21 protein-coding genes are annotated in these 19,872 nt (G+C 60.6%); 15 read left to right on the top strand and 6 right to left on the bottom strand.

Annotated features, from left to right (window positions below; translation table 11 throughout):
• Positions 1-383: 383 nt before the first annotated feature.
• The gene (gene putA, locus KHQ24_RS05935; protein ID WP_211777161.1) at positions 384-4,346 is read left to right on the top strand and encodes a trifunctional transcriptional regulator/proline dehydrogenase/L-glutamate gamma-semialdehyde dehydrogenase; all 3,963 of its coding nucleotides are present in this window, start codon (positions 384-386) and stop codon (positions 4,344-4,346) included.
• A 349-nt stretch (positions 4,347-4,695) separates the two neighbouring features.
• Complete coding sequence (locus tag KHQ24_RS05930) at positions 4,696-5,091, top strand: lysozyme inhibitor LprI family protein (protein WP_064794423.1); 396 nt, start codon at positions 4,696-4,698, stop codon at positions 5,089-5,091.
• On the opposite strand, the gene rutR is transcribed toward KHQ24_RS05930, so the two are convergent.
• A complete protein-coding gene (rutR, locus tag KHQ24_RS05925; protein ID WP_004204508.1) occupies positions 5,092-5,730 on the bottom strand; it encodes an HTH-type transcriptional regulator RutR in 639 nt (212 codons plus the stop codon).
• Between the two features lie 284 nt (positions 5,731-6,014).
• On the opposite strand from rutR, the gene rutA reads away from it, so the two are divergent.
• Genes rutA through rutG form a run of 7 tightly spaced genes read left to right on the top strand, consistent with a single transcriptional unit; the run spans position 6,015 to position 11,437 of the window.
• Positions 6,015-7,106 (top strand): pyrimidine utilization protein A, encoded by a 1,092-nt coding sequence (rutA, locus tag KHQ24_RS05920; protein ID WP_004204507.1) that lies wholly within the window; start codon positions 6,015-6,017, stop codon positions 7,104-7,106.
• Positions 7,106-7,816, top strand: a complete 711-nt coding sequence (gene rutB / locus KHQ24_RS05915; RefSeq protein WP_004204506.1) for a pyrimidine utilization protein B — start codon at positions 7,106-7,108, stop codon at positions 7,814-7,816. The genes rutA and rutB overlap by 1 nt, the downstream gene beginning before the upstream one ends.
• Positions 7,809-8,201 carry a pyrimidine utilization protein C gene (gene rutC / locus KHQ24_RS05910; RefSeq protein WP_004204505.1) on the top strand — a complete coding sequence of 131 codons (393 nt, stop codon included), beginning with the start codon at positions 7,809-7,811 and terminating at the stop codon, positions 8,199-8,201. Before rutB ends, rutC begins: the two co-directional genes overlap by 8 nt.
• Positions 8,198-9,001: a pyrimidine utilization protein D gene (gene rutD, locus KHQ24_RS05905; protein ID WP_049093322.1), complete on the top strand. Its 804-nt coding sequence runs from the start codon at positions 8,198-8,200 to the stop codon at positions 8,999-9,001. The genes rutC and rutD overlap by 4 nt, the downstream gene beginning before the upstream one ends.
• Complete coding sequence (locus KHQ24_RS05900) at positions 8,998-9,588, top strand: malonic semialdehyde reductase (RefSeq protein ID WP_017901103.1); 591 nt, start codon at positions 8,998-9,000, stop codon at positions 9,586-9,588. Before rutD ends, KHQ24_RS05900 begins: the two co-directional genes overlap by 4 nt.
• Positions 9,589-9,598: 10 nt before the next feature.
• Positions 9,599-10,093: an NADH-dependent FMN reductase RutF gene (gene rutF / locus KHQ24_RS05895; RefSeq protein WP_012968592.1), complete on the top strand. Its 495-nt coding sequence runs from the start codon at positions 9,599-9,601 to the stop codon at positions 10,091-10,093.
• A 21-nt stretch (positions 10,094-10,114) separates the two neighbouring features.
• Entirely contained in the window at positions 10,115-11,437 is a 1,323-nt protein-coding gene (rutG, locus tag KHQ24_RS05890; RefSeq protein ID WP_048294464.1) for a pyrimidine utilization transport protein G, read from the top strand.
• Positions 11,438-12,172: 735 nt separating this feature from the next.
• Here rutG and KHQ24_RS05885 read toward each other — a convergent pair.
• Both KHQ24_RS05885 and KHQ24_RS05880 read right to left on the bottom strand, forming a co-directional pair.
• Positions 12,173-13,111, bottom strand: a complete 939-nt coding sequence (locus tag KHQ24_RS05885) for a DMT family transporter (RefSeq protein ID WP_064189303.1) — start codon at positions 13,109-13,111, stop codon at positions 12,173-12,175.
• Positions 13,112-13,274: 163 nt separating this feature from the next.
• On the bottom strand, positions 13,275-13,448 hold the full coding sequence (locus KHQ24_RS05880; RefSeq protein ID WP_002898708.1) for a general stress protein: 174 nt from the start codon (positions 13,446-13,448) through the stop codon (positions 13,275-13,277).
• 87 nt (positions 13,449-13,535) lie between these two features.
• Between KHQ24_RS05880 and KHQ24_RS05875 the strand changes: the two genes are divergently transcribed.
• The 3 genes from KHQ24_RS05875 (at position 13,536) to KHQ24_RS05865 (ending at position 14,729) form a co-directional block, all read left to right on the top strand.
• On the top strand, positions 13,536-13,757 hold the full coding sequence (locus KHQ24_RS05875) for a hypothetical protein (RefSeq protein WP_004204497.1): 222 nt from the start codon (positions 13,536-13,538) through the stop codon (positions 13,755-13,757).
• Between the two features lie 127 nt (positions 13,758-13,884).
• On the top strand, positions 13,885-14,481 hold the full coding sequence (wrbA, locus tag KHQ24_RS05870) for an NAD(P)H:quinone oxidoreductase (RefSeq protein WP_002898704.1): 597 nt from the start codon (positions 13,885-13,887) through the stop codon (positions 14,479-14,481).
• A gap of 20 nt (positions 14,482-14,501) precedes the next feature.
• Positions 14,502-14,729, top strand: a complete 228-nt coding sequence (locus tag KHQ24_RS05865) for a YccJ family protein (protein ID WP_008805934.1) — start codon at positions 14,502-14,504, stop codon at positions 14,727-14,729.
• Positions 14,730-14,794: 65 nt separating this feature from the next.
• Here KHQ24_RS05865 and agp read toward each other — a convergent pair whose 3' ends face one another.
• Positions 14,795-16,042 carry a bifunctional glucose-1-phosphatase/inositol phosphatase gene (gene agp / locus KHQ24_RS05860; protein WP_211777160.1) on the bottom strand — a complete coding sequence of 416 codons (1,248 nt, stop codon included), beginning with the start codon at positions 16,040-16,042 and terminating at the stop codon, positions 14,795-14,797.
• 152 nt (positions 16,043-16,194) lie between these two features.
• Between agp and KHQ24_RS05855 the strand changes: the two genes are divergently transcribed.
• Positions 16,195-16,644: a winged helix-turn-helix transcriptional regulator gene (locus KHQ24_RS05855; protein WP_004201482.1), complete on the top strand. Its 450-nt coding sequence runs from the start codon at positions 16,195-16,197 to the stop codon at positions 16,642-16,644.
• A gap of 115 nt (positions 16,645-16,759) precedes the next feature.
• Entirely contained in the window at positions 16,760-17,548 is a 789-nt protein-coding gene (locus tag KHQ24_RS05850; RefSeq protein ID WP_004201480.1) for an SDR family NAD(P)-dependent oxidoreductase, read from the top strand.
• Positions 17,549-17,567: 19 nt separating this feature from the next.
• Here the strand turns inward: KHQ24_RS05850 and KHQ24_RS05845 are convergent, their stop codons facing one another.
• Positions 17,568-17,789: a hypothetical protein gene (locus KHQ24_RS05845; RefSeq protein WP_004201478.1), complete on the bottom strand. Its 222-nt coding sequence runs from the start codon at positions 17,787-17,789 to the stop codon at positions 17,568-17,570.
• A 256-nt stretch (positions 17,790-18,045) separates the two neighbouring features.
• Between KHQ24_RS05845 and KHQ24_RS05840 the strand changes: the two genes are divergently transcribed.
• A complete protein-coding gene (locus KHQ24_RS05840) occupies positions 18,046-18,168 on the top strand; it encodes a small membrane protein (protein WP_002898600.1) in 123 nt (40 codons plus the stop codon).
• 118 nt (positions 18,169-18,286) lie between these two features.
• Here the strand turns inward: KHQ24_RS05840 and KHQ24_RS05835 are convergent, their stop codons facing one another.
• Entirely contained in the window at positions 18,287-19,678 is a 1,392-nt protein-coding gene (locus tag KHQ24_RS05835) for an APC family permease (protein WP_004201476.1), read from the bottom strand.
• Positions 19,679-19,872 lie beyond the last annotated feature (194 nt).

The raw sequence follows: 19,872 nt of genomic DNA, 5'->3' as shown, positions 1-19,872 counted from the left end.
TCGTCGTTTTTTTCCACTACCGGAACGGGGTAATGGCGCATTGTTTAATTGGGCGACCGTATCCTGACGGAAGCTTCGGTTTTTCACAAACGATTTAACACAGCATTTACACGAAAATCCGACGGCGCAAAACGTCAATTTGCGAGAGGTTGCACTCTCTCACGTTTTTAAAGGTTGCACCAAACAAAAGTGTTAACTCACGCATACAAATACCCTATGAGCCCGGGGTTAAAATTCTGCTATTTTAGGCATTATTTTTAACAAATCCGCCATTTCACGGCTTTCGTCACAAGCCATAATTAACATGGTTGCACAAAGTTGCAACATAGTGGATATTTCCATGCAACCGCATAAGCTAACGATAAATGACAGGAGTTTTGAGCATGGGCACCACCACCATGGGTGTTAAGCTTGACGACGCAACCCGCGAGCGCATTAAGTCCGCCGCGAGCCGCATTGACCGCACGCCGCACTGGCTGATTAAGCAGGCCATCTTCAATTATTTGGAAAAACTGGAGAACGATGAGACGCTGCCCGAGCTACCGGCGCTGCTCTCCGGGGCCGCCAACGAAAGCGATGACGCCAGCGTATTAACGGAAGAGCCGTATCAGCCGTTCCTCGAATTCGCCGAGCAGATCCTGCCGCAGTCGGTAAGCCGCGCGGCGATCACCGCCGCCTGGCGTCGCCCGGAAACCGACGCGGTGCCGATGCTGCTGGAGCAGGCCCGACTGCCGCAGCCGCTGGGCGAGCAGGCACATAAGCTGGCGTATCAACTGGCGGAAAAACTACGCAACCAGAAGACCGCCAGCGGCCGCGCCGGCATGGTGCAGAGTCTGCTGCAGGAGTTCTCCCTCTCCTCACAGGAAGGGGTGGCGCTGATGTGTCTGGCGGAAGCCCTGCTGCGTATTCCGGATAAAGCCACCCGCGATGCGCTGATCCGCGACAAAATCAGCAACGGCAACTGGCAGTCGCACATTGGCCGCAGCCCGTCGCTGTTCGTCAACGCCGCCACCTGGGGGCTGCTGTTCACCGGCAAACTGGTCTCCACCCACAACGAAACCAGCCTCTCCCGCTCGCTGAACCGCATCATCGGCAAGAGCGGCGAACCGCTGATCCGCAAGGGCGTGGATATGGCGATGCGACTGATGGGCGAACAGTTCGTTACCGGGGAAACCATCGCCGAAGCGCTGGCCAACGCCCGCAAGCTGGAAGATAAAGGTTTCCGTTACTCTTACGACATGCTAGGCGAAGCGGCCCTGACCGCCGCCGACGCCCAGGCCTATATGGTCTCTTATCAGCAGGCGATCCACGCCATCGGCAAAGCCTCTAACGGCCGCGGCATTTATGAAGGGCCGGGCATCTCCATTAAGCTGTCGGCTCTGCACCCACGCTACAGCCGCGCCCAGTATGACCGGGTGATGGAAGAGCTCTACCCGCGTCTGAAATCGCTGACCCTGCTGGCGCGCCAGTATGACATCGGCATTAACATCGACGCCGAAGAGGCGGACCGTCTGGAGATCTCACTCGACCTGCTGGAAAAACTGTGCTTCGAGCCGGAGCTGGCGGGCTGGAACGGGATTGGCTTCGTGATTCAGGCCTACCAGAAGCGCTGTCCGTTTGTCATTGATTACCTGATTGACCTCGCCACCCGCAGCCGCCGTCGCCTGATGATCCGTCTGGTGAAAGGCGCCTACTGGGACAGCGAAATCAAACGCGCGCAGATGGAAGGTCTCGAAGGCTATCCGGTCTACACCCGCAAGGTTTACACCGACGTCTCCTATCTCGCCTGCGCGAAAAAGCTGCTGGCGGTGCCGAACCTGATTTATCCGCAGTTCGCCACCCACAACGCCCATACCCTGGCGGCTATCTACCAGCTGGCGGGCCAGAACTACTACCCTGGCCAGTATGAGTTCCAGTGCCTGCACGGCATGGGCGAACCGCTGTACGAGCAGGTGGTGGGCAAAGTCGCCGACGGCAAACTGAACCGGCCGTGCCGGATCTACGCCCCGGTGGGCACCCACGAGACGCTGCTGGCGTATCTGGTGCGTCGTCTGCTGGAGAACGGCGCCAATACCTCCTTCGTCAACCGTATTGCGGACAATACCCTGCCGCTGGACGAGCTGGTGGCCGACCCGGTCAGCGCGGTAGAAAAACTGGCGCAGCAGGAAGGCCAGGCCGGCCTGCCGCATCCGAAAATCCCGCTGCCGCGCGATCTCTACGGCAGCGGCCGGAGCAACTCCGCCGGTCTGGATCTGGCTAACGAGCATCGTCTGGCCTCCCTCTCCTCTTCCCTGCTCAACAGCGCCCTGCATAAATGGCAGGCATTGCCGATGCTGGAGCAGCCGGTAGCCGAAGGCGAGATGCAGCCGGTAGTCAACCCGGCTGAGCCAAAGGACATTGTCGGCTACGTCCGCGAAGCCAGCGATGACGAAGTGCAGCAGGCGCTGACCAGCGCTATCAACAACGCGCCAATCTGGTTCGCCACCCCGCCGCAGGAGCGCGCCGCCATTCTCGAGCGTGCCGCGGTGCTGATGGAAAGCCAGATGCCGACCCTGATGGGGATCCTGGTGCGCGAAGCGGGTAAAACCTTCAGCAACGCCATCGCCGAAGTGCGCGAAGCCGTTGACTTCCTCCACTACTATGCCGGCCAGGTGCGCGACGATTTCGATAATGAAACCCACCGTCCGCTGGGTCCGGTGGTCTGTATCAGCCCGTGGAACTTCCCGCTGGCGATCTTCACCGGGCAGATTGCCGCCGCGCTGGCGGCCGGCAACAGCGTGCTGGCGAAACCGGCCGAGCAGACGCCGCTGATCGCCGCCCAGGGCGTGGCGATCCTGCTGGAAGCCGGCGTACCGCCAGGGGTGATCCAACTGCTGCCGGGCCGCGGGGAAACCGTCGGCGCCGCGCTGACATCCGATGAGCGCGTGCGCGGCGTGATGTTCACCGGCTCCACCGAAGTGGCCACCCTGCTGCAACGCAATATCGCCAGCCGCCTTGACGCTCAGGGACGCCCGACGCCGCTGATCGCCGAAACCGGCGGGATGAACGCGATGATCGTCGACTCGTCGGCGCTCACCGAGCAGGTGGTGATCGACGTCCTGGCCTCCGCATTCGACAGCGCCGGCCAGCGCTGCTCCGCCCTGCGCGTCCTCTGCCTGCAGGAAGAGGTAGCCGACCACACCTTAACCATGCTGCGCGGCGCGATGAGCGAGTGTCGCATGGGCAATCCGGGCCGCCTGACCACCGATATCGGTCCGGTTATCGATGCAGAAGCGAAAGAGAATATCGAACGCCATATTCAGACGATGCGCGCCAAAGGCCGCACCGTCTATCAGGCGGTGCGCGAGAATAGCGAAGACGCCCGCGAATGGAAGCAAGGAACCTTCGTGCCGCCGACGCTTATCGAACTCGACAGCTTTGACGAGCTGAAAAAAGAGGTTTTCGGCCCGGTGCTGCACGTGGTGCGCTATAACCGTAACGAGCTGGATAAACTGGTGGAGCAGATTAACGCCTCCGGTTACGGCCTGACCCTCGGCGTGCATACCCGCATCGACGAGACCATCGCCCAGGTCACCGGCAGCGCGAAGGTGGGCAACCTGTACGTCAACCGCAATATGGTTGGCGCCGTGGTCGGCGTGCAGCCGTTCGGCGGCGAAGGGTTGTCCGGTACCGGTCCGAAAGCCGGCGGCCCGCTGTACCTTTACCGTCTGCTTTCCAGCCGACCGCAGGGCGCCGTTGGCGTGACCTTCGCCCGCCAGGATGCAGAGCGTCCGCTGGACGCCCAGCTGAAAACGCTGCTGGAAAAACCACTGCAGGCGCTGCAGCAGTGGGCGGCGGGCCGACCTGAGCTGCAGGCGCTGTGCCAGCAGTACAGCGAGCAGGCGCAAAGCGGCACCCAACGCCTGCTGCCGGGGCCAACCGGCGAGCGCAACACCCTGACGCTGATGCCCCGCGAGCGCGTGCTGTGCGTGGCGGATAATGAGCAGGATACGCTGATCCAGCTGGCGGCTGTGCTGGCGGTCGGTTGTGAAGTGCTGTGGCCGGACAGCGCCTTGCAGCGCGATCTGGCGAAGAAACTGCCGCGGGACGTCAGCGAGCGGATCCGTTTTGCCAAAGCGGATCAGTTGCCCGCTCAGGCCTTCGACGCGGTTATCTATCACGGCGATTCCGACCAGCTGCGCGAGCTGTGCGAGCAGGTGGCAGCGTGCGACGGGGCGATTGTCTCCGTGCAGGGCTTCGCCCGCGGCGAAACCAATCTGCTGCTGGAGCGGCTGTATATTGAGCGTTCGCTGAGCGTCAACACCGCGGCGGCAGGCGGTAACGCCAGCCTGATGACCATCGGTTAACCCGGGCCCCCCGGTGGCGCTGTGTTACCGGGGCTACCTACCACCGCCAAAGGGTAGCCCGGATAAGGCGCTGTGCGCCGCCATCCGGGAGAGCGGCGCTGTGATCATCCCCGTTGGCGCTGCGCTTACCGGGGCTACCTGTCTCATGGCACGGGGGGCGGCCAGTATTGTAGGTCGGGTAAGCGTAGCGCCACCCGACAACATAACAATACAACGAGGTAGCCCGGATAAGGCGCTGTGCGCCGCCATTCGGGCAATCAATCTGCGATGCGATCAGCTAATGACAGCCGACGTCAGCTGTGCTTAATTAGGGCTCCCTGACGGGAGCCTTTTTTATGGGAGCAGAACAATGAAACGCATGTTATTTGCCGTGGCGGCCCTGCTGGCCAGCGGCGTGGCGCTGGCGGACGAGTGCAGCAACGCCAACACCCAAACCGAAATGAATCAGTGCGCGGCCACGCAGTTTCAGGCGGCCGACAAAAAACTGAACGACACCTGGCAGCAGGCTCTGCAGCGGGCGGTGGGTAAACAGCAAACATTACTGAAGCAGGCGCAGCAGGCATGGATCGCCCTGCGCGACGCCGACTGTGCCTTCCTCGCGTCCGGCGCCGAAGGCGGCAGCATGCAGCCGATGCTGCTGAGCCAGTGCATGACCGATAAGAGCGTGGAGCGGGAATCTTTCCTCGCCTCGCTGCTGCAGTGCGAGGACGGCGATCAAAGCTGCCCGCTGCCGCCGGCCAATTAACTAACGGACGCGAATGCCTTCGATAATCATCCGCTGGACATTATCGACCGTTTGCTCAAAAAAGGCCGCGTCCTGCAGCGTGGCGCCGGTGACCGCCTCCACCTGGGTGGCGAAGTCGGCGTAATGCTGGGTAGTGGCCCAGATCATAAAGATTAAATGCTGCGGATCGACCGGCGCCAGCTTGCCGCGGTCGATCCAGCCGGAAACAATCGCCGATTTCTCATCGACCAGCGCTTTCAGATCCCCGGTCAGTTCGCCCATCAGCAGCGGCGCGCCCTGCAACATCTCAAGGCAGAAGAGCTTCGAGGCCTGGGGGTGATCGCGGGACACCTCCAGCTTCAGACGAATATACTCGCGGATCGCCACCAGCGGGCTGATATCCTCGCGAAAGGCCTTCAGCGGCGCCAGCCAGATGGCGAGGATCTGCTGCAGAACGGCCACGTACAGCGCCTCTTTCGAAGGGTAGTAATAGAGCAGATTGGTTTTCGACACCCCGGCGCGCTCAGCCACCTGCTCCAGCCGCGTACCGTGAATACCAAATTGCGAAAATGCCTCCAGCGCGGCGGCCAGAATGGCCTCCTTTTTGGCGCTGACCGCTTGTGAACGTTTGCCGTTTTTCTTCACCGCGCCCTGTGCCATACATCCTCTCCTTCAGTTGACGCCACCAGCATAGCAAAAGCCCTTCGCCGACACGACCCCATGCACCCTGATTGCGCATGACTGCCGTTTTTTCGTGCACTGATTTTGACCATCCAGTCCACTTTTTTATCGTCCTTTTTAGCAACCCAATAGCAACACATTAATAACATTAGCATTTATAAAACTGGCATCGCGTTTGCTTTACCTGTTCTGCGAGGTGGTCCAGGGAGAGGCAGGATGCCGCGCCACCGCAACCCATCTTCCATGACTGTAGAGAGGTAGGTATGAAAATTGGTGTTTTCGTTCCCATTGGCAACAACGGCTGGCTGATCTCCACCCATGCCCCGCAGTATATGCCGACCTTCGAACTGAATAAGGCTATCGTGCAGAAAGCCGAGCACTACCATTTCGACTTCGCGCTCTCCATGATCAAGCTGCGCGGCTTCGGCGGGAAAACAGAATTTTGGGATCACAACCTGGAGTCCTTCACCCTGATGGCCGGCCTGGCCGCGGTGACCTCGAAGATCCAGATCTACGCCACCGCCGCCACCCTTACGCTGCCGCCGGCGATCGTCGCCCGGATGGCCTCCACCATCGATTCCATCTCCGGCGGCCGGTTTGGCGTCAATCTGGTGACCGGCTGGCAAAAACCGGAATATGACCAGATGGGCATGTGGCCGGGGGATGACTATTTCGCCAGCCGCTATGACTATCTCACCGAATACGTTCAGGTGCTACGCGACCTGTGGGGCACCGGGCGCAGCGATTTCAAAGGCGATTACTTCACCATGAACGACTGCCGGGTCAGCCCGCGCCCTTCGCAGCCGATGAAGGTGATCTGCGCCGGGCAGAGCGACGCCGGCATGGCCTTCTCCGCCCAGCACGCGGACTACAACTTCTGCTTTGGCAAAGGGGTCAACACGCCGACGGCCTTCGCGCCGACCGCAGCGCGCATGATGCAGGCGGCGGAAAAAACCGGCCGTGACGTAGGCTCCTATGTGCTGTTCATGGTGATCGCCGACGAAACCGACGAAGCGGCGCGCGCCAAATGGGAGCACTACAAAGCGGGCGCCGATGAAGAAGCGCTGGCGTGGCTCACCGAGCAGAGTCAGAAAGACACCCGCTCCGGCAGCGATACCAACGTGCGCCAGATGGCCGACCCAACCTCGGCGGTCAATATCAACATGGGCACCCTTGTCGGATCGTATGCCAGCGTCGCCCGTATGCTTGATGAAGTAGCGAGCGTCCCCGGCACCGACGGCGTGCTGCTGACCTTTGATGATTTTCTTGCCGGCATCGACGCCTTTGGCGAACGCATTCAGCCGCTGATGCGCTGCCGGGACCACATTGCTCCTGTTACCCGTGAGGTGGCCTGATGATTACCCTTCCCGCTCGCCCGGAATCCCTGACCTTCGCGCCGCAGCAGAGCGCGCTGATTGTTGTCGATATGCAGAACGCCTACGCCAGCCAGGGCGGCTATCTGGATCTTGCCGGCTTTGACGTCTCCGCCACCCGGCCGGTTATCGACAATATTAATACCGCCGTCGCCGCCGCCCGCGCCGCGGGCATGCTGATTATCTGGTTCCAGAATGGCTGGGATGACCAGTATGTTGAAGCCGGCGGCCCGGGCTCGCCGAACTACCACAAGTCCAATGCGCTGAAAACGATGCGTCAGCGCCCGGAGCTGCAGGGCAAGCTGTTGGCGAAAGGCGGCTGGGACTATCAGCTGGTGGACGAACTGACGCCGCAGGAAGGCGACATCGTGTTGCCGAAACCGCGCTACAGCGGCTTCTTTAACACCCCGCTCGACAGCATTTTGCGCAGCCGCGGTATACGCCACCTGGTGTTCACCGGGATCGCCACCAACGTCTGCGTCGAATCGACGCTGCGCGATGGCTTCTTCCTCGAATACTTCGGCGTGGTGCTGGAGGATGCCACCCATCAGGCCGGCCCGGCCTTCGCCCAGCAGGCGGCGCTGTTCAATATTGAAACCTTTTTCGGCTGGGTCAGCGACGTCGAGAGCTTCTGCCGCGCGCTATCCCCTGCCACCCCGCTGTCTTTAGCCAAGGAGAAACGTTATGCCTAAACAGGTGATCATTCCGCCAGGCACCACCACGCCGATTGCCCCCTTTGTTCCGGGGACGCTCGCCGATGGCGTGGTCTACGTCTCCGGCACTCTGCCGTTTGATAAGCAAAATAATGTGGTGCACATCGGCGACCCAAAGGCGCAAACCCGCCACGTGCTGGAGACCATCAAGAGCGTTATCGAAACGGCGGGCGGGAGTATGGCGGATGTGACTTTTAACAGCATCTTTATCACCGACTGGACAAATTACGCCGCGATTAACGAGGTTTACGCCGAGTTTTTCCCCGGCGATAAACCCGCGCGCTTTTGCATTCAGTGCGGTCTGGTGAAACCCGATGCGCTGGTGGAAATCGCCAGCGTCGCCCATATCGGCACCCCGACATGATGAGGCTCAATATTGCTCCAGCCCCATGGCCCGGCGCGCCGGTGGTGGTCCTCAGCGCCGGTCTGGGCGGCGGCGGCGGCTACTGGCTGGCGCAGCGCGCGGCGCTGGAGGAACAGTATCAGCTGGTGAGTTATGACCATAACGGGACCGGGGAGAACGCCGGTCCGCTGCCCGCCGACTACAGCATGGCGACGATGGCCGGAGAGCTGTTCAGCGCTCTGCAGGCGGCGGGGATCGCCCGATTCGCGCTGGTGGGCCACGCGCTGGGGGCGCTAATTGGCCTGCAGCTGGCGCTCGATCGCCCCGAGGCGGTGAGCGCCCTGGTGCTGGTCAACGGCTGGCTGTCGCTGTCGCCGCACACCCGCCGCTGCTTCCTGGTGCGCGAGCGTCTGCTGCATGCCGGCGGCGCGCAGGCGTGGGTCGAAGCACAGCCGCTGTTTCTCTACCCGGCGGAATGGATGGCCGCGCGCCTGCCGCGCCTCGAAGCGGAAGATGCGCTTGCCATCAGCCATTTTCAGGGCAAGGAGAACCTGCTGAAGCGGCTGCAGGCCCTGAAGCAGGCTGATTTTTCGCGTCGCGCGGCGGCCATCGCCTGCCCGACGCTGATTATCAGCGCCGCTGACGATCTGCTGGTCCCGGCCTCCTGCTCCCGCGTGCTGCAGACGGCTATCTCCGGCAGCCAGCACGTGGAAATGCCATGGGGCGGCCATGCCTGTAACGTCACCGACGCCGATACCTTTAATACCATTTTACGCGACGGGCTGGCCGCTATGCTGCCGGTCGCCACGGAGACCCGATGAACGACGCGATAAACCAGACGGCCTGCGAGACGCTGTTTACCCAGGCCCGAACCCACAACGGCTGGCTGGATAAGCCAGTGAGCGATGCGCAGCTGCAGGCAGTCTGGGACCTGATGAAAATGGGGCCGACTTCCGCCAACTGTTCGCCGGCGCGCATCGTGTTTGTGCGCAGCGCGGAAGGCAAAGAGAAACTTCGCCCGACGCTCTCCAGCGGCAATCTGCAAAAAACCATGCAGGCGCCGGTGACCGCCATCGTGGCGTGGGACAGCGCCTTTTACGACCGGCTACCGACCCTCTTTCCCCACGGTGACGCCCGCAGCTGGTTCACCTCCAGCCCGCAGCTGGCGGAGGAGACCGCGTTTCGCAACAGCTCCCTGCAGGCGGCATATCTGATTTTCGCCTGCCGGGCGCTGGGTCTCGACACCGGGCCAATGTCCGGCTTCGACCGGGAAAAAGTCGATGCGGCGTTTTTCGCCGACAACGGCTGGAAAAGCAACCTGCTGGTGAACATCGGCTATGGCGACCCCGGCAAACTGTACGGCCGCCTGCCGCGTCTGTCCTTTGATGAAGCCTGCCTGCTGGCATAAGGAGTTTACGATGGAGTTAGCGGACAAAGCGAGTTTCCGTGACGCCATGGCCCACGTCGGCGCCGCGGTTAACATTATTACCACCGATGGCCCGGCGGGCCGGGCGGGATTTACCGCCAGCGCGGTCTGCAGCGTTACCGACACGCCGCCGACCCTGCTGGTCTGCCTGAACCGCTCGGCCTCGGTGTGGCCGGTGTTCAGCGAACATCACACGCTGTGCGTCAATACCCTGGCGGCGGGACAGGAGGCGCTGTCGACGCTGTTTGGCGGAAAAACGGCGATGGACGAGCGCTTTGCTGCCGCCGACTGGCAGACCGGCGCCACCGGCTGCCCGCGGCTGGAGGCGGCGCTGGTCAGTTTTGACTGCCGCATCGACCAGCGCGTCAGCGTCGGCACGCACGACATCCTGTTTTGTCACGTCGTGGCCATTACCCGTCACCCGGAACCCCGGGGTCTGATGTGGTTTGACCGCGGCTATCACACGCTTATGCGACCCGCTTGTTAACCTCTAACCCGGGATATCATCATGGCACTCTTCGATTTTCCTCGCTGGAAGCTGACCTCTACCGCCGCCGAATCCGGCGTCGTCGCGCCCGATGAACGCTTATCGGCCGGGCAAACGCTGGTGATGGGCGTGCAGCACGCCGTTGCGATGTTCGGCGCGACGGTGCTGATGCCGTTGCTGATGGGGCTCGACCCTAACCTGTCGATACTGATGTCGGGAGTCGGCACCCTGCTGTTCTTTGTCGTCACCGGCGGACGGGTGCCGAGCTATCTCGGCTCGAGCGCCGCCTTTGTCGGGGTGGTGATCGCCATTACCGGCTTTAATGGCCAGGGGCTGAACCCTCATCTGAGCGTCGCCCTTGGCGGGATCATCGCCTGCGGGCTGGTCTACACCCTGATCGGTCTGGTGGTGATGAAGATCGGCACCCGCTGGATCGAGCGCCTGATGCCGCCGGTGGTGACCGGGGCGGTGGTGATGGCTATCGGCCTGAACCTGGCGCCGATTGCTGTGCGCAGCGTGTCCGCCAGCGCCTTCGACAGCTGGATGGCGGTGTTGACCGTGCTCTGTATCGGCATAGTCGCGGTATTTACCCGCGGGATGCTGCAGCGTCTGCTGATCCTGGTCGGCCTGATCGTCGCCTGCGCGCTGTACGCCCTGCTGGCTAACGGTTTTGGCCTCGGCAAACCGCTGGACTTCTCCCCCCTCGCCCAGGCGGCGTGGTTCGGGCTGCCGCACTTTACCCCCCCATCCTTTAACGGCCAGGCGATGATGTTGATTGCCCCGGTCGCGGTGATCCTGGTGGCCGAGAACCTCGGGCACCTGAAGGCCGTCGCCGGGATGACCGGGCGCAATATGGATCCATACATGGGGCGCGCCTTCGTCGGCGACGGTCTGGCGACCATGCTCTCCGGCTCGGTGGGCGGCAGCGGGGTCACGACCTATGCGGAGAACATCGGCGTCATGGCGGTGACCAAGGTCTACTCGACGCTGGTCTTTGTCGCCGCGGCGCTGATTGCCATGCTGCTGGGCTTCTCGCCGAAATTCGGCGCATTAATCCACACCATTCCCGGGCCGGTGATCGGCGGCGCCTCGATCGTGGTCTTTGGCCTGATCGCCGTCGCCGGGGCGCGGATCTGGGTGCAAAACCGCGTCGACCTCAGCCAGAACAGCAATCTGATCATGGTGTCTGTGACCCTGGTGCTGGGCGCCGGCGATTTCGCGCTGTCGCTGGGCGGCTTTACGCTGGGCGGGATTGGTACCGCCACCTTCGGGGCGATCCTGCTGCACGCGCTGCTTCATCGCGGGACTCGGGAGGCGAAGGAGGCCAGAGTAACGCCGGTTTAAGCCACATTAGCGCGGCGTTGGCGCAGGGAGCGGGTGGGCCGGATAAGGCATTTATACCGCCATCCGGCCTGCCGGGAACGTCTCAGCGATGTTGAGGCCGTCAGCACCGGCAGTTTCAGCAACAATGGTGAATAAATTAACCACAGGTCGTATGAACGTAGGCCGGGTAAGGCGACAGCCGCCACCCGGCGAAATAACGGTACAACCGAATATTTCCCTGCTCGCGCTGCGCTTAGCAGGGCTACAACTTCTATGTTAATGCCGGGCAGATTGCGCTCCCGGTTAATTTTTCTGCACTCTGTTTTCCATAGCGCAGGGAGCGCACAGGGGGCGGCCAGTCGCCGCCGCCCCCTGTACCCCCGGGCTCCGGCCAGCAAAATCGCCACTGCGTGGTACCTTCGACTTATCCCTGCAGGCTGCGGGTCGGGCCGAGGCAGCGTCCCTGCAAAACACGGCCCTCAGCCCGCATCCATGCGGGCTGCCCCGGCCTTCCGGGAACGTCTCAGCGATTTTGAGGCCGTCAGCACCGGCAGTTTCAGTCGCGCAAGTGGTTAAATTAATAACAGGTCGTACGAACGTAGGCCGGGTAAGGCGCAGCCGCCACCCGGCGAAATCATGGATACCGTGCCTGATATCTTGCCAGGCGGCGCTGCGCTTGCGCGGGCCTGGAGACGATCAGAGCCGGACGAGCAGGCCAGCCAGGATAAGCGCCGCTGTAGGATCAGAAGCGTAAAATTACGGCTCGCGACGATCGGCCAGGTCCGGGAGCGGCTGCGCATCGTCATTCTTTGACATCTGCGGCGGCGGTTTGCGCTTCCACTTCAGCTCGCTCACCAGCACTCCCGCGAGGATAAAGAAGCAGCCAAGGAGGGCCAGCAGCGGCAGACGCTCGCCGGCCAGCCGGCCAAAAATACCGGCCCATACCGGTTCGCCGGTATAGATCAGCGTGGCCCGCGTCGGCGAGACGCTGCGCTGCGCCCAGTTCATGGTCACCTGAATGATCGCGCTGAAAATGCCCAGCCCCAGCGCCACGCCGAGCAGCGTCGGCGTCAACGGCGGCACCGACTCACCGGCCGGCTTCATGGCAGCGAAAGCCACCAGCGACGCGGTCGCCAGCTGCACCACCGTCACCCGTCGGACATCCACTTTTCCGGCCCAGGCGCTGATAAGGATAATCTCCGCGGCGATCGCCAGCGCACTCGCCAGAGTGATCATCTCCCCCACGCCAAGCGCCAACAGATTGTTTTCCGGCCCGGCCAGCAGGATCAAACCGATAAAGGCCAGCACAATCCCCACGCAGGACATCACCCCCGGCATACGCCCCAGGCACAGCCACTGCAGCAGCGGCACCAGCGGCACATACATCGCCGTGATAAAGGCAGACTTGCTGCTGGAGATCGACTGCAGCCCCCAGGTCTGCAGGCCATACCCCAGCGCAATCGCCACGCCAATCGCCACCCCCGCCTTCACCTCCAGCCACGTCAGGCCGCGCAGGGTGCGGAGCGAGAGCAGGCCCACCGCCAGCGCGGCGGTCGCGAAACGCAGGCCGACAAAAAACAGCGGCCCACTGAGGCTGACCGCATACTGTACGGCAAGGAAAGTCCCTCCCCAGAACATGGTGATCATGATAAGGAGCGCTTCCTGGCGGCTAACGGAGAATTTTAACGAAGACATAAGACAGCCATGACGATAAACGGGCGACCAGTGTGCAATCGGCCCGGCGGGAGCGCAACCTCCGACAGCTAAAAAAAACCGCCGGCAGATGCCGGCGGCGAGGGCGATGCGGTTGGGTCGGGGAGATTAACACCGCATCAAAGAGAACAGTGCCAGTCGCGCGTTAACTCTCACGACTTCCATGACTGTTTTTACCCCCTTTTTTGCCAGCCTCTGAGGCGCGCTGAGGGTCATTTTTAAAATTCCCCCCGCTATGCTGGCCACCTTTACGTCCTGCTTCTGATGCTCTTTCACGGTCTTCAGCAAAGTTGCCAGAACCGCCACGATGGTTTGCCATTACTGACCTCCATTAGGTTAGACATCATAGTGCATTACGCGGGAGCGGCGACGCCGCTGTTCTGCCGCGTATCTATAAGGTTAGTGAATGACTGCCGCTGACGATGGCAAATGTCACATTCAGAAACAAAGCCTGGCCAAAAAAATCCCCTCGCGCCGCCTGATGGCGCTAACCTGCTCTGCTGCCGAAGAAAAAATAGTCAGCAAAAAATGTATCCTGATGCTACATCCTCGCCGCACCGGCCAGTATAACGGAGGCATCGCTTCCCGCTTCTCAGCCGCTCAGGCCGCGCTGCGCAAGGAAAAGTAAATAATGTTTTGTCATTTTGTTATAAATCAAATAAATGCCCGTTGGATTTGCACTCTTCGGCAGAGGCTTTATCTTTAAAGGTACCAGCTATTTGGCTGGCTTATAATGCAACCGAGGAGTGATGGAAATGGCTAAAATTCTGGTGCTTTATTATTCCATGTATGGACACATTGAAACCATGGCTCACGCCGTCGCCGATGGGGCGAACCGGGTGGACGGCGTTGAGGTGGTTGTGAAGCGCGTGCCGGAAACCATGCAAGCAGAAGCGTTTGCCAAAGCAGGCGGGAAAACGCAAAACGCGCCTGTCGCCACGCCGCAGGAGCTGGCTGAGTATGACGCCATCATCTTTGGTACCCCGACTCGTTTCGGCAATATGTCCGGACAAATGCGCACCTTCCTCGATCAGACCGGCGGCCTGTGGGCATCCGGCGCGCTGTACGGTAAGATCGCCAGCGTATTCAGCTCAACCGGCACAGGTGGCGGCCAGGAACAAACCATTACCTCCACCTGGACGACGCTGGCCCACCACGGGATGATCATCGTCCCAATCGGCTACGGCGCACAGGAGCTGTTCGACATCTCCCAGGTCCGCGGCGGGACGCCTTATGGCGCCACCACTATTGCCGGCGGCGACGGTTCGCGTCAGCCAAGCGAGGAAGAGTTAGCCATCGCCCGCTATCAGGGTGAACATGTCGCCAAACTGGCCGTTAAACTGCACGGCTAATCTTCCGCAGGAGGAGCACTATGCCAACTCAAGAAGCAAAAGCACATCGCGTCGGCGAATGGGCAAGTTTACGTAACACCTCGCCGGAGATCGCCGAGGCGATTTTCGAAGTTGCCCACTACGATGAAAAACTGGCTGAGCAAATTTGGGAGGAAGGCAGCGACGAAGTGCTGGCACTGGCCTTTGCCAAAACCGATAAAGATGCGCTGTTCTGGGGTGAACAGACGATTGAGCGTAAAAACGTATAGGGTGTTTATCCCTGCTGAGTCTCACCCTAACCTGCTAAAAACCCGGATTGCTCCGGGTTTTTTCATTATTTCGCCGCCTCGTTGATCACCTTTTTAAAGGTCTCCAGCGGGCAGAATCCCTGGTCATCGACCGGGCAGCCGTTAAGCGCCAGCGTGACCCGCTGCGGCGGGGTCTGTAACGTCAACGGGTCGGCATTACGCAGCTGCTCAGTGCTCTGATAGACATACTCAATCTTCATCAGATCGCGGTTGCTGCCGCTGTCGTGCCAGCGCTGAAACAGCAGTTTGCCGCCGATAGGCGTGCGCTCGTACTGGCCAGGAAGTTGATAGGGCTTAAAGTCCAGCGCCGTCAGCAGTGAGGCGATATTCGAGTCGTGTCCCACCAGCAGGGTGACTTTCGCCTTGCTGGCTCCCTCGCCCACCAGCGCGTTATCGATATATTTAACCAGCGGTTTGGCCACATTTTGCGCCACTGCCGTCGAGGTAAACAGACTATCCTGGTAGCCGTTTTTCAGCTTCGACAGCACCTGCCACTGCTTATCGCTGGTGATCTCCCCCCACGCCACCTGATCTTTCGGGAAGCCTTCATAGTATTGCAGGGTGAAGGCGTCCACCAGCGAGTTGCCCACCTTCAGCGGCCCGGATACCCCCGGCTCCTGCTGATAACCGGCGCTAAAGGTATCTTTACCCTCGCTCAGGGAACAGACCTGCTTCTCTTTGCAGGAGGGCGAGTTGCGGTAATCGATCATTGTCTCCAGCAGCTTGTAGCTCTCGGTCAACTGCATCCCCTGGCGCTCTTTTTCCATCGCCTGCAGCGCTTTCTCGCGAAACGCCGGGGAGTCGTCGGTGATAACCGGGTTGAAGGTCGGGTCCATGGTGCCCATCTGCGGCTGATGATGCACCGCAATGCCGCAGCCCGGGAACGCGCCGGTGATAAAGAACTGCGCAGTGGCGACGGTGCGCTGCAGGCTGTTAGCGTAGGCGTAAACGGCGTTTTCCGGCGGGCACTCCCCGCTGGTCACCAGCTTCTGTTGCGCCAGCCATTCGCGCATATAGTGGCCCATATACACCTCCAGCACGCCTCCCTTGGTGGTCAGCTGGCCGCCCGGCACATCCCACTGCGGCCAGGCTTTGGCGGTGGACTGCTCCAGCACGCTGCCGTTATTGGCCAGCGGCGTGCGAAGGTTGTGACGACTCATGATCAGCACCTGCTGCAGCTGATACCCCTCTGGGGCGGCCGTTTCCTGCGCCTGGGCGCCAGCGGATAACATGACCGCGCCGGCTACGGCGGCGGCGAGTAGACATATTTTCATCCCTTCATCCTTAGTCATTTATTATCATCGGGTTAATTGTGACGGATTTAGGCCATTTTTCCTGGCATTCGCTCGCAAACTTAGACCGGAGCCGAAAATTTCCTCTGCCGACCAAATAGTTTTATAATGAAACAACTAACCTGGAGGCTTTCGTGAAACGTACCCGTCTGGAAAACAGCTGCTGTCCTGTCGCCCGCTCCCTCGACGTTATCGGCGACTGGTGGTCGCTGCTTATCGTCCGTGATGCCCTGCGCGGGGTACGCCGTTTTAGCGAATTCCAGAAAAACCTCGGCATTGCCAAAAATATGCTCGCCGGGCGGCTGAAAATGCTGGTGGATGAAGGCATCCTGCATTTGCAGCCGGCCTCCGACGGCAGCGCCTGGCAGGAGTATGTCCTGACGGATAAGGGCCGCGCCCTGCAGACCGTGCTGGTCGCCCTCTCCCAGTGGGCGGACGACTATCTGTTCGACCCGGACGAACCGGCGACGCGGCTCATTGACCGCCAGCAGCGTCAGCCCCTGCGTAAACTGGTGCTGCAGGCGGCCGATGGCCGTGAGCTGTCCCCAGCGGATATCACCATCGCCCTCCCGCTGAACGACTAATCGCTCCCTGCGGCAGGCAGAAATAAAAAAAGCCCGGCAAAATGGTTGCATTATTAAACCAGATATCTCATGCTGAATTTGGTTTAATCATGCAACCTTTTAAGAGGCAATACTCATGTCCCAGTCATCGCACACTGCTTTTATCACCGGCGCTTCCTCAGGTATCGGCGCGATCTATGCCGAACGACTTGCCGCCCGCGGCTACGATCTGATCCTCGCCGCCCGTCGTGAAGATCGGCTGCAGGCGCTCGCCGGGCAACTGCAGGCGCGCTACGCCATCCGGGCCAGCATCCTCAAGGCCGACCTGAGCGAGGAGCAAGGCATTGAAGCCGTAGAGCAGCGTCTGCAGCAGGATCCCGCCGTTGACCTGTTCATCAACAACGCCGGAACGGCAAAAATGGCGGGCTTTCTCGCCAGCACGTCGCGCGAGCACCAGGCGATTCATACGCTCAACACCACCGCGCTTCTGCGCCTGAGCTATGCCGCACTGGCCGCTTTCGCTCCCCGGGGCCGCGGAACGCTGATCAATATTGCCTCTATTCTTGCGCTGCATACGCTGCCGGGCAGCGCGGTCTACAGCGCCAGCAAAGCCTGGGTGTTGAGCTTTACCCGTGGCCTGCAGGATGAGTTCGCCGACAGCGGCGTGCGTATTCAGGCAGTATTGCCGGCGGCGACCGCCACCGATCTGTGGCCGACCTCCGGCGTGGCGCTCGACGCCCTGCCCACCGGTACGGTAATGACCACCGAGGATCTGGTTGACGCCGCTCTCAGGGGACTCGAAATGGGGGAAAAGGTCACCTTACCGCCGGTGCATGATCTGGGACTGTGGGAGGCTTTCGAGCAGACGCGACTGGCGCTGTTTACCAGCGCGCGAACCGGGCAACCGGCGCCGCGGTATCGCTAACTCGCCCCGGCGGCGGGCATTATTCCGGCAGCGGAACCGCCGCCAGGGTACAGATCGCCTCGTGCTCCCCGCCGCGGCGATCGGTGATCACTACCTTATCGCCCGCTTTTTTGCCTTCACAGGGTTTCAGGACCTGCTCCACGATCCGCTCGCGGCTCGCCTGACGTTCATTTTCAGCCTGACTGGCGAAGGCCGTCAGCGCCAGCGCCACGCCCAGCAGGCTGAGGGTTGTCTTATACATGTCTTACTCTCAGATCATTCTTATTCGCGGTCAGCGTAACCCGTTGCTGGCCGCACTTCTGTAAAATCACTTAACGGAGTGTTACGCCATTTCAGCTGAAAGCCAGGCTGTCACATTCCTGCGGGAAATATTTTATCACAACCCCGACAGCAGATATTCTCGCTATGAGGCGTCATCTTTCAGACATATCCCGATGTTATCTTCACACAGAGCCCTGTATCTTTTTCCCTTTCTAAACAGAATATTAGGTTGGTCTATGTCGGGTCTTATTCTCTTTATCGTCGCGGTGGCGCTGCTGGGCGTCGCCATCTACAGCCTGGTGTCGTACCTCAAAGAGCGGCGCGCCAGTCAGTTACCTGTCCATAAAAAGAAGAAATAATACCTTCCGTTCTCCGCCGTTTTCTGCTGATTGCTTTACCATCCTGTACTGTCCCTTACCGAACCAAAAACAAAGGCAGGCCTGCGGGCCTGCCTTCGTTCGGTTTCAGCGTCAGGTTCTAGGACTCCCAGGCCTGCTCCGCCTTGGCGGCATCGAACTGCGGCGGCGGTTTACGGAAACGTTGGGTCAGATAAGCCAGATACAGCAGACCAAGCGCCGCCCACACCAGGCCGAGCGTCAGGGAAGTGGCCTCGAGGTTGATCCACAGCACCCCTACCGTCAACGCCCCGACCATCGGCAGCAGCAGATAGTGCAGTCGATCCTTCCAGGTTTTGTTGTACCCCTTGCGACGCCAGAAGTGGTTGAACACCGACAGGTTAACGAAGGTGAAGGCCACCAGCGCGCCGAAGTTAATTAACGCGGTGGCGGTCACCAGGTCGAAGAACAGCGCCGACAGCGCGACGATACCCACCATAATCACGTTCAACGCCGGGGTGCGCCATTTCGGATGCACATAGCCGAAAATGCGCTCCGGGAAGACGTTATCGCGACCCATCACGTACAGCAGACGGGAGACGCTGGCATGGGACGCCAGGCCGGACGCCAGGGTGTTAACAAAGGTGGTGCAGAGGAATATTGACTGGAACAGCTTACCGCCCACGTACAGCGCAATCTCCGGCAGCGCGGCGTCCGGGTCTTTAAAGCGATGAATATCCGGGAAAAACAGCTGCATAAAGAACGACGCGACGATGAAAATAATGCCGCCGTACATCGCGGTGAGAAAAATAGCCTTCGGGATCACCCGCGCGGCGTCAGGCGTCTCTTCCGACAGTGTGGTCACGGCGTCGAAGCCGAGAAACGAGAAGCAGACGATGGTCGCCCCGGTAATAATCGGGATCAGATGCGCATTCTGACTGATAAACGGCTGCAGCGACCAGACGGTCCCTACCCCCTCGCCTTTGTGCAGCCCCTGAACCACCAGAATGACGAATACCACCATAATCGAGATCTGCACCAGCACGAACAGGGTGTTGAAGTTCGCCACCAGATTAACGCTTTTCAGGTTTGCGGCGGTCAGAATGGCGACAAAGGTCACCACCCACACCCATGGCGGCACCTCAGGGAACAGCGCCGAGAGATAGATCTTCGCCAACAGGACGTTGATCATCGGCAGGAACAGATAATCCAGTAGCGAGGACCAGCCGACCATAAAGCCGACGTGCGGACTGATGGATTTTTGCGCGTAGGTGTAGGCGGAGCCGGCTTCCGGGAACTGGCGCACCAGTTTGCCGTAGCTGATGGCGGTGAACAGCACGCCAGCCAGCGCCAGCAAATAAGACGCCGGGACGTGGCCGTTGCTGATACCGGAGACGATGCCGAAGGTATCAAACACCGTCATCGGCGTCAGATAGGCCAGCCCCATCATCACCACTTGCCAGAGTTTGAGGGATTTACGCAGACGCGGTCTGCCCGCCTGAGCGGCGTTATGCGCAGGAAGATTAATAGCCATCGCCCATTCCCCCCTTGCGGATAACAGTTTGCGGACACAACGTTCGCGTGACAAACCTGCTTAGCAAGGGGATAAGGCATAAATAAAAGGGTAAGACGGACCGGTGAGCGGTTGCTGGCTGGCATCCAATGCGGCCTGAGCGGCCTCCCTCTCCCTGCGGATATTTGAACATCTGCATCATCTCATTTCCTCGT

Origin of the sequence: Klebsiella sp. 54 (assembly GCF_018223875.1) — a bacterium.
In the GTDB taxonomy this organism is placed as follows: domain Bacteria; phylum Pseudomonadota; class Gammaproteobacteria; order Enterobacterales; family Enterobacteriaceae; genus Klebsiella; species Klebsiella quasipneumoniae.
This window is presented reverse-complemented; position numbering and strand designations above follow the sequence as displayed.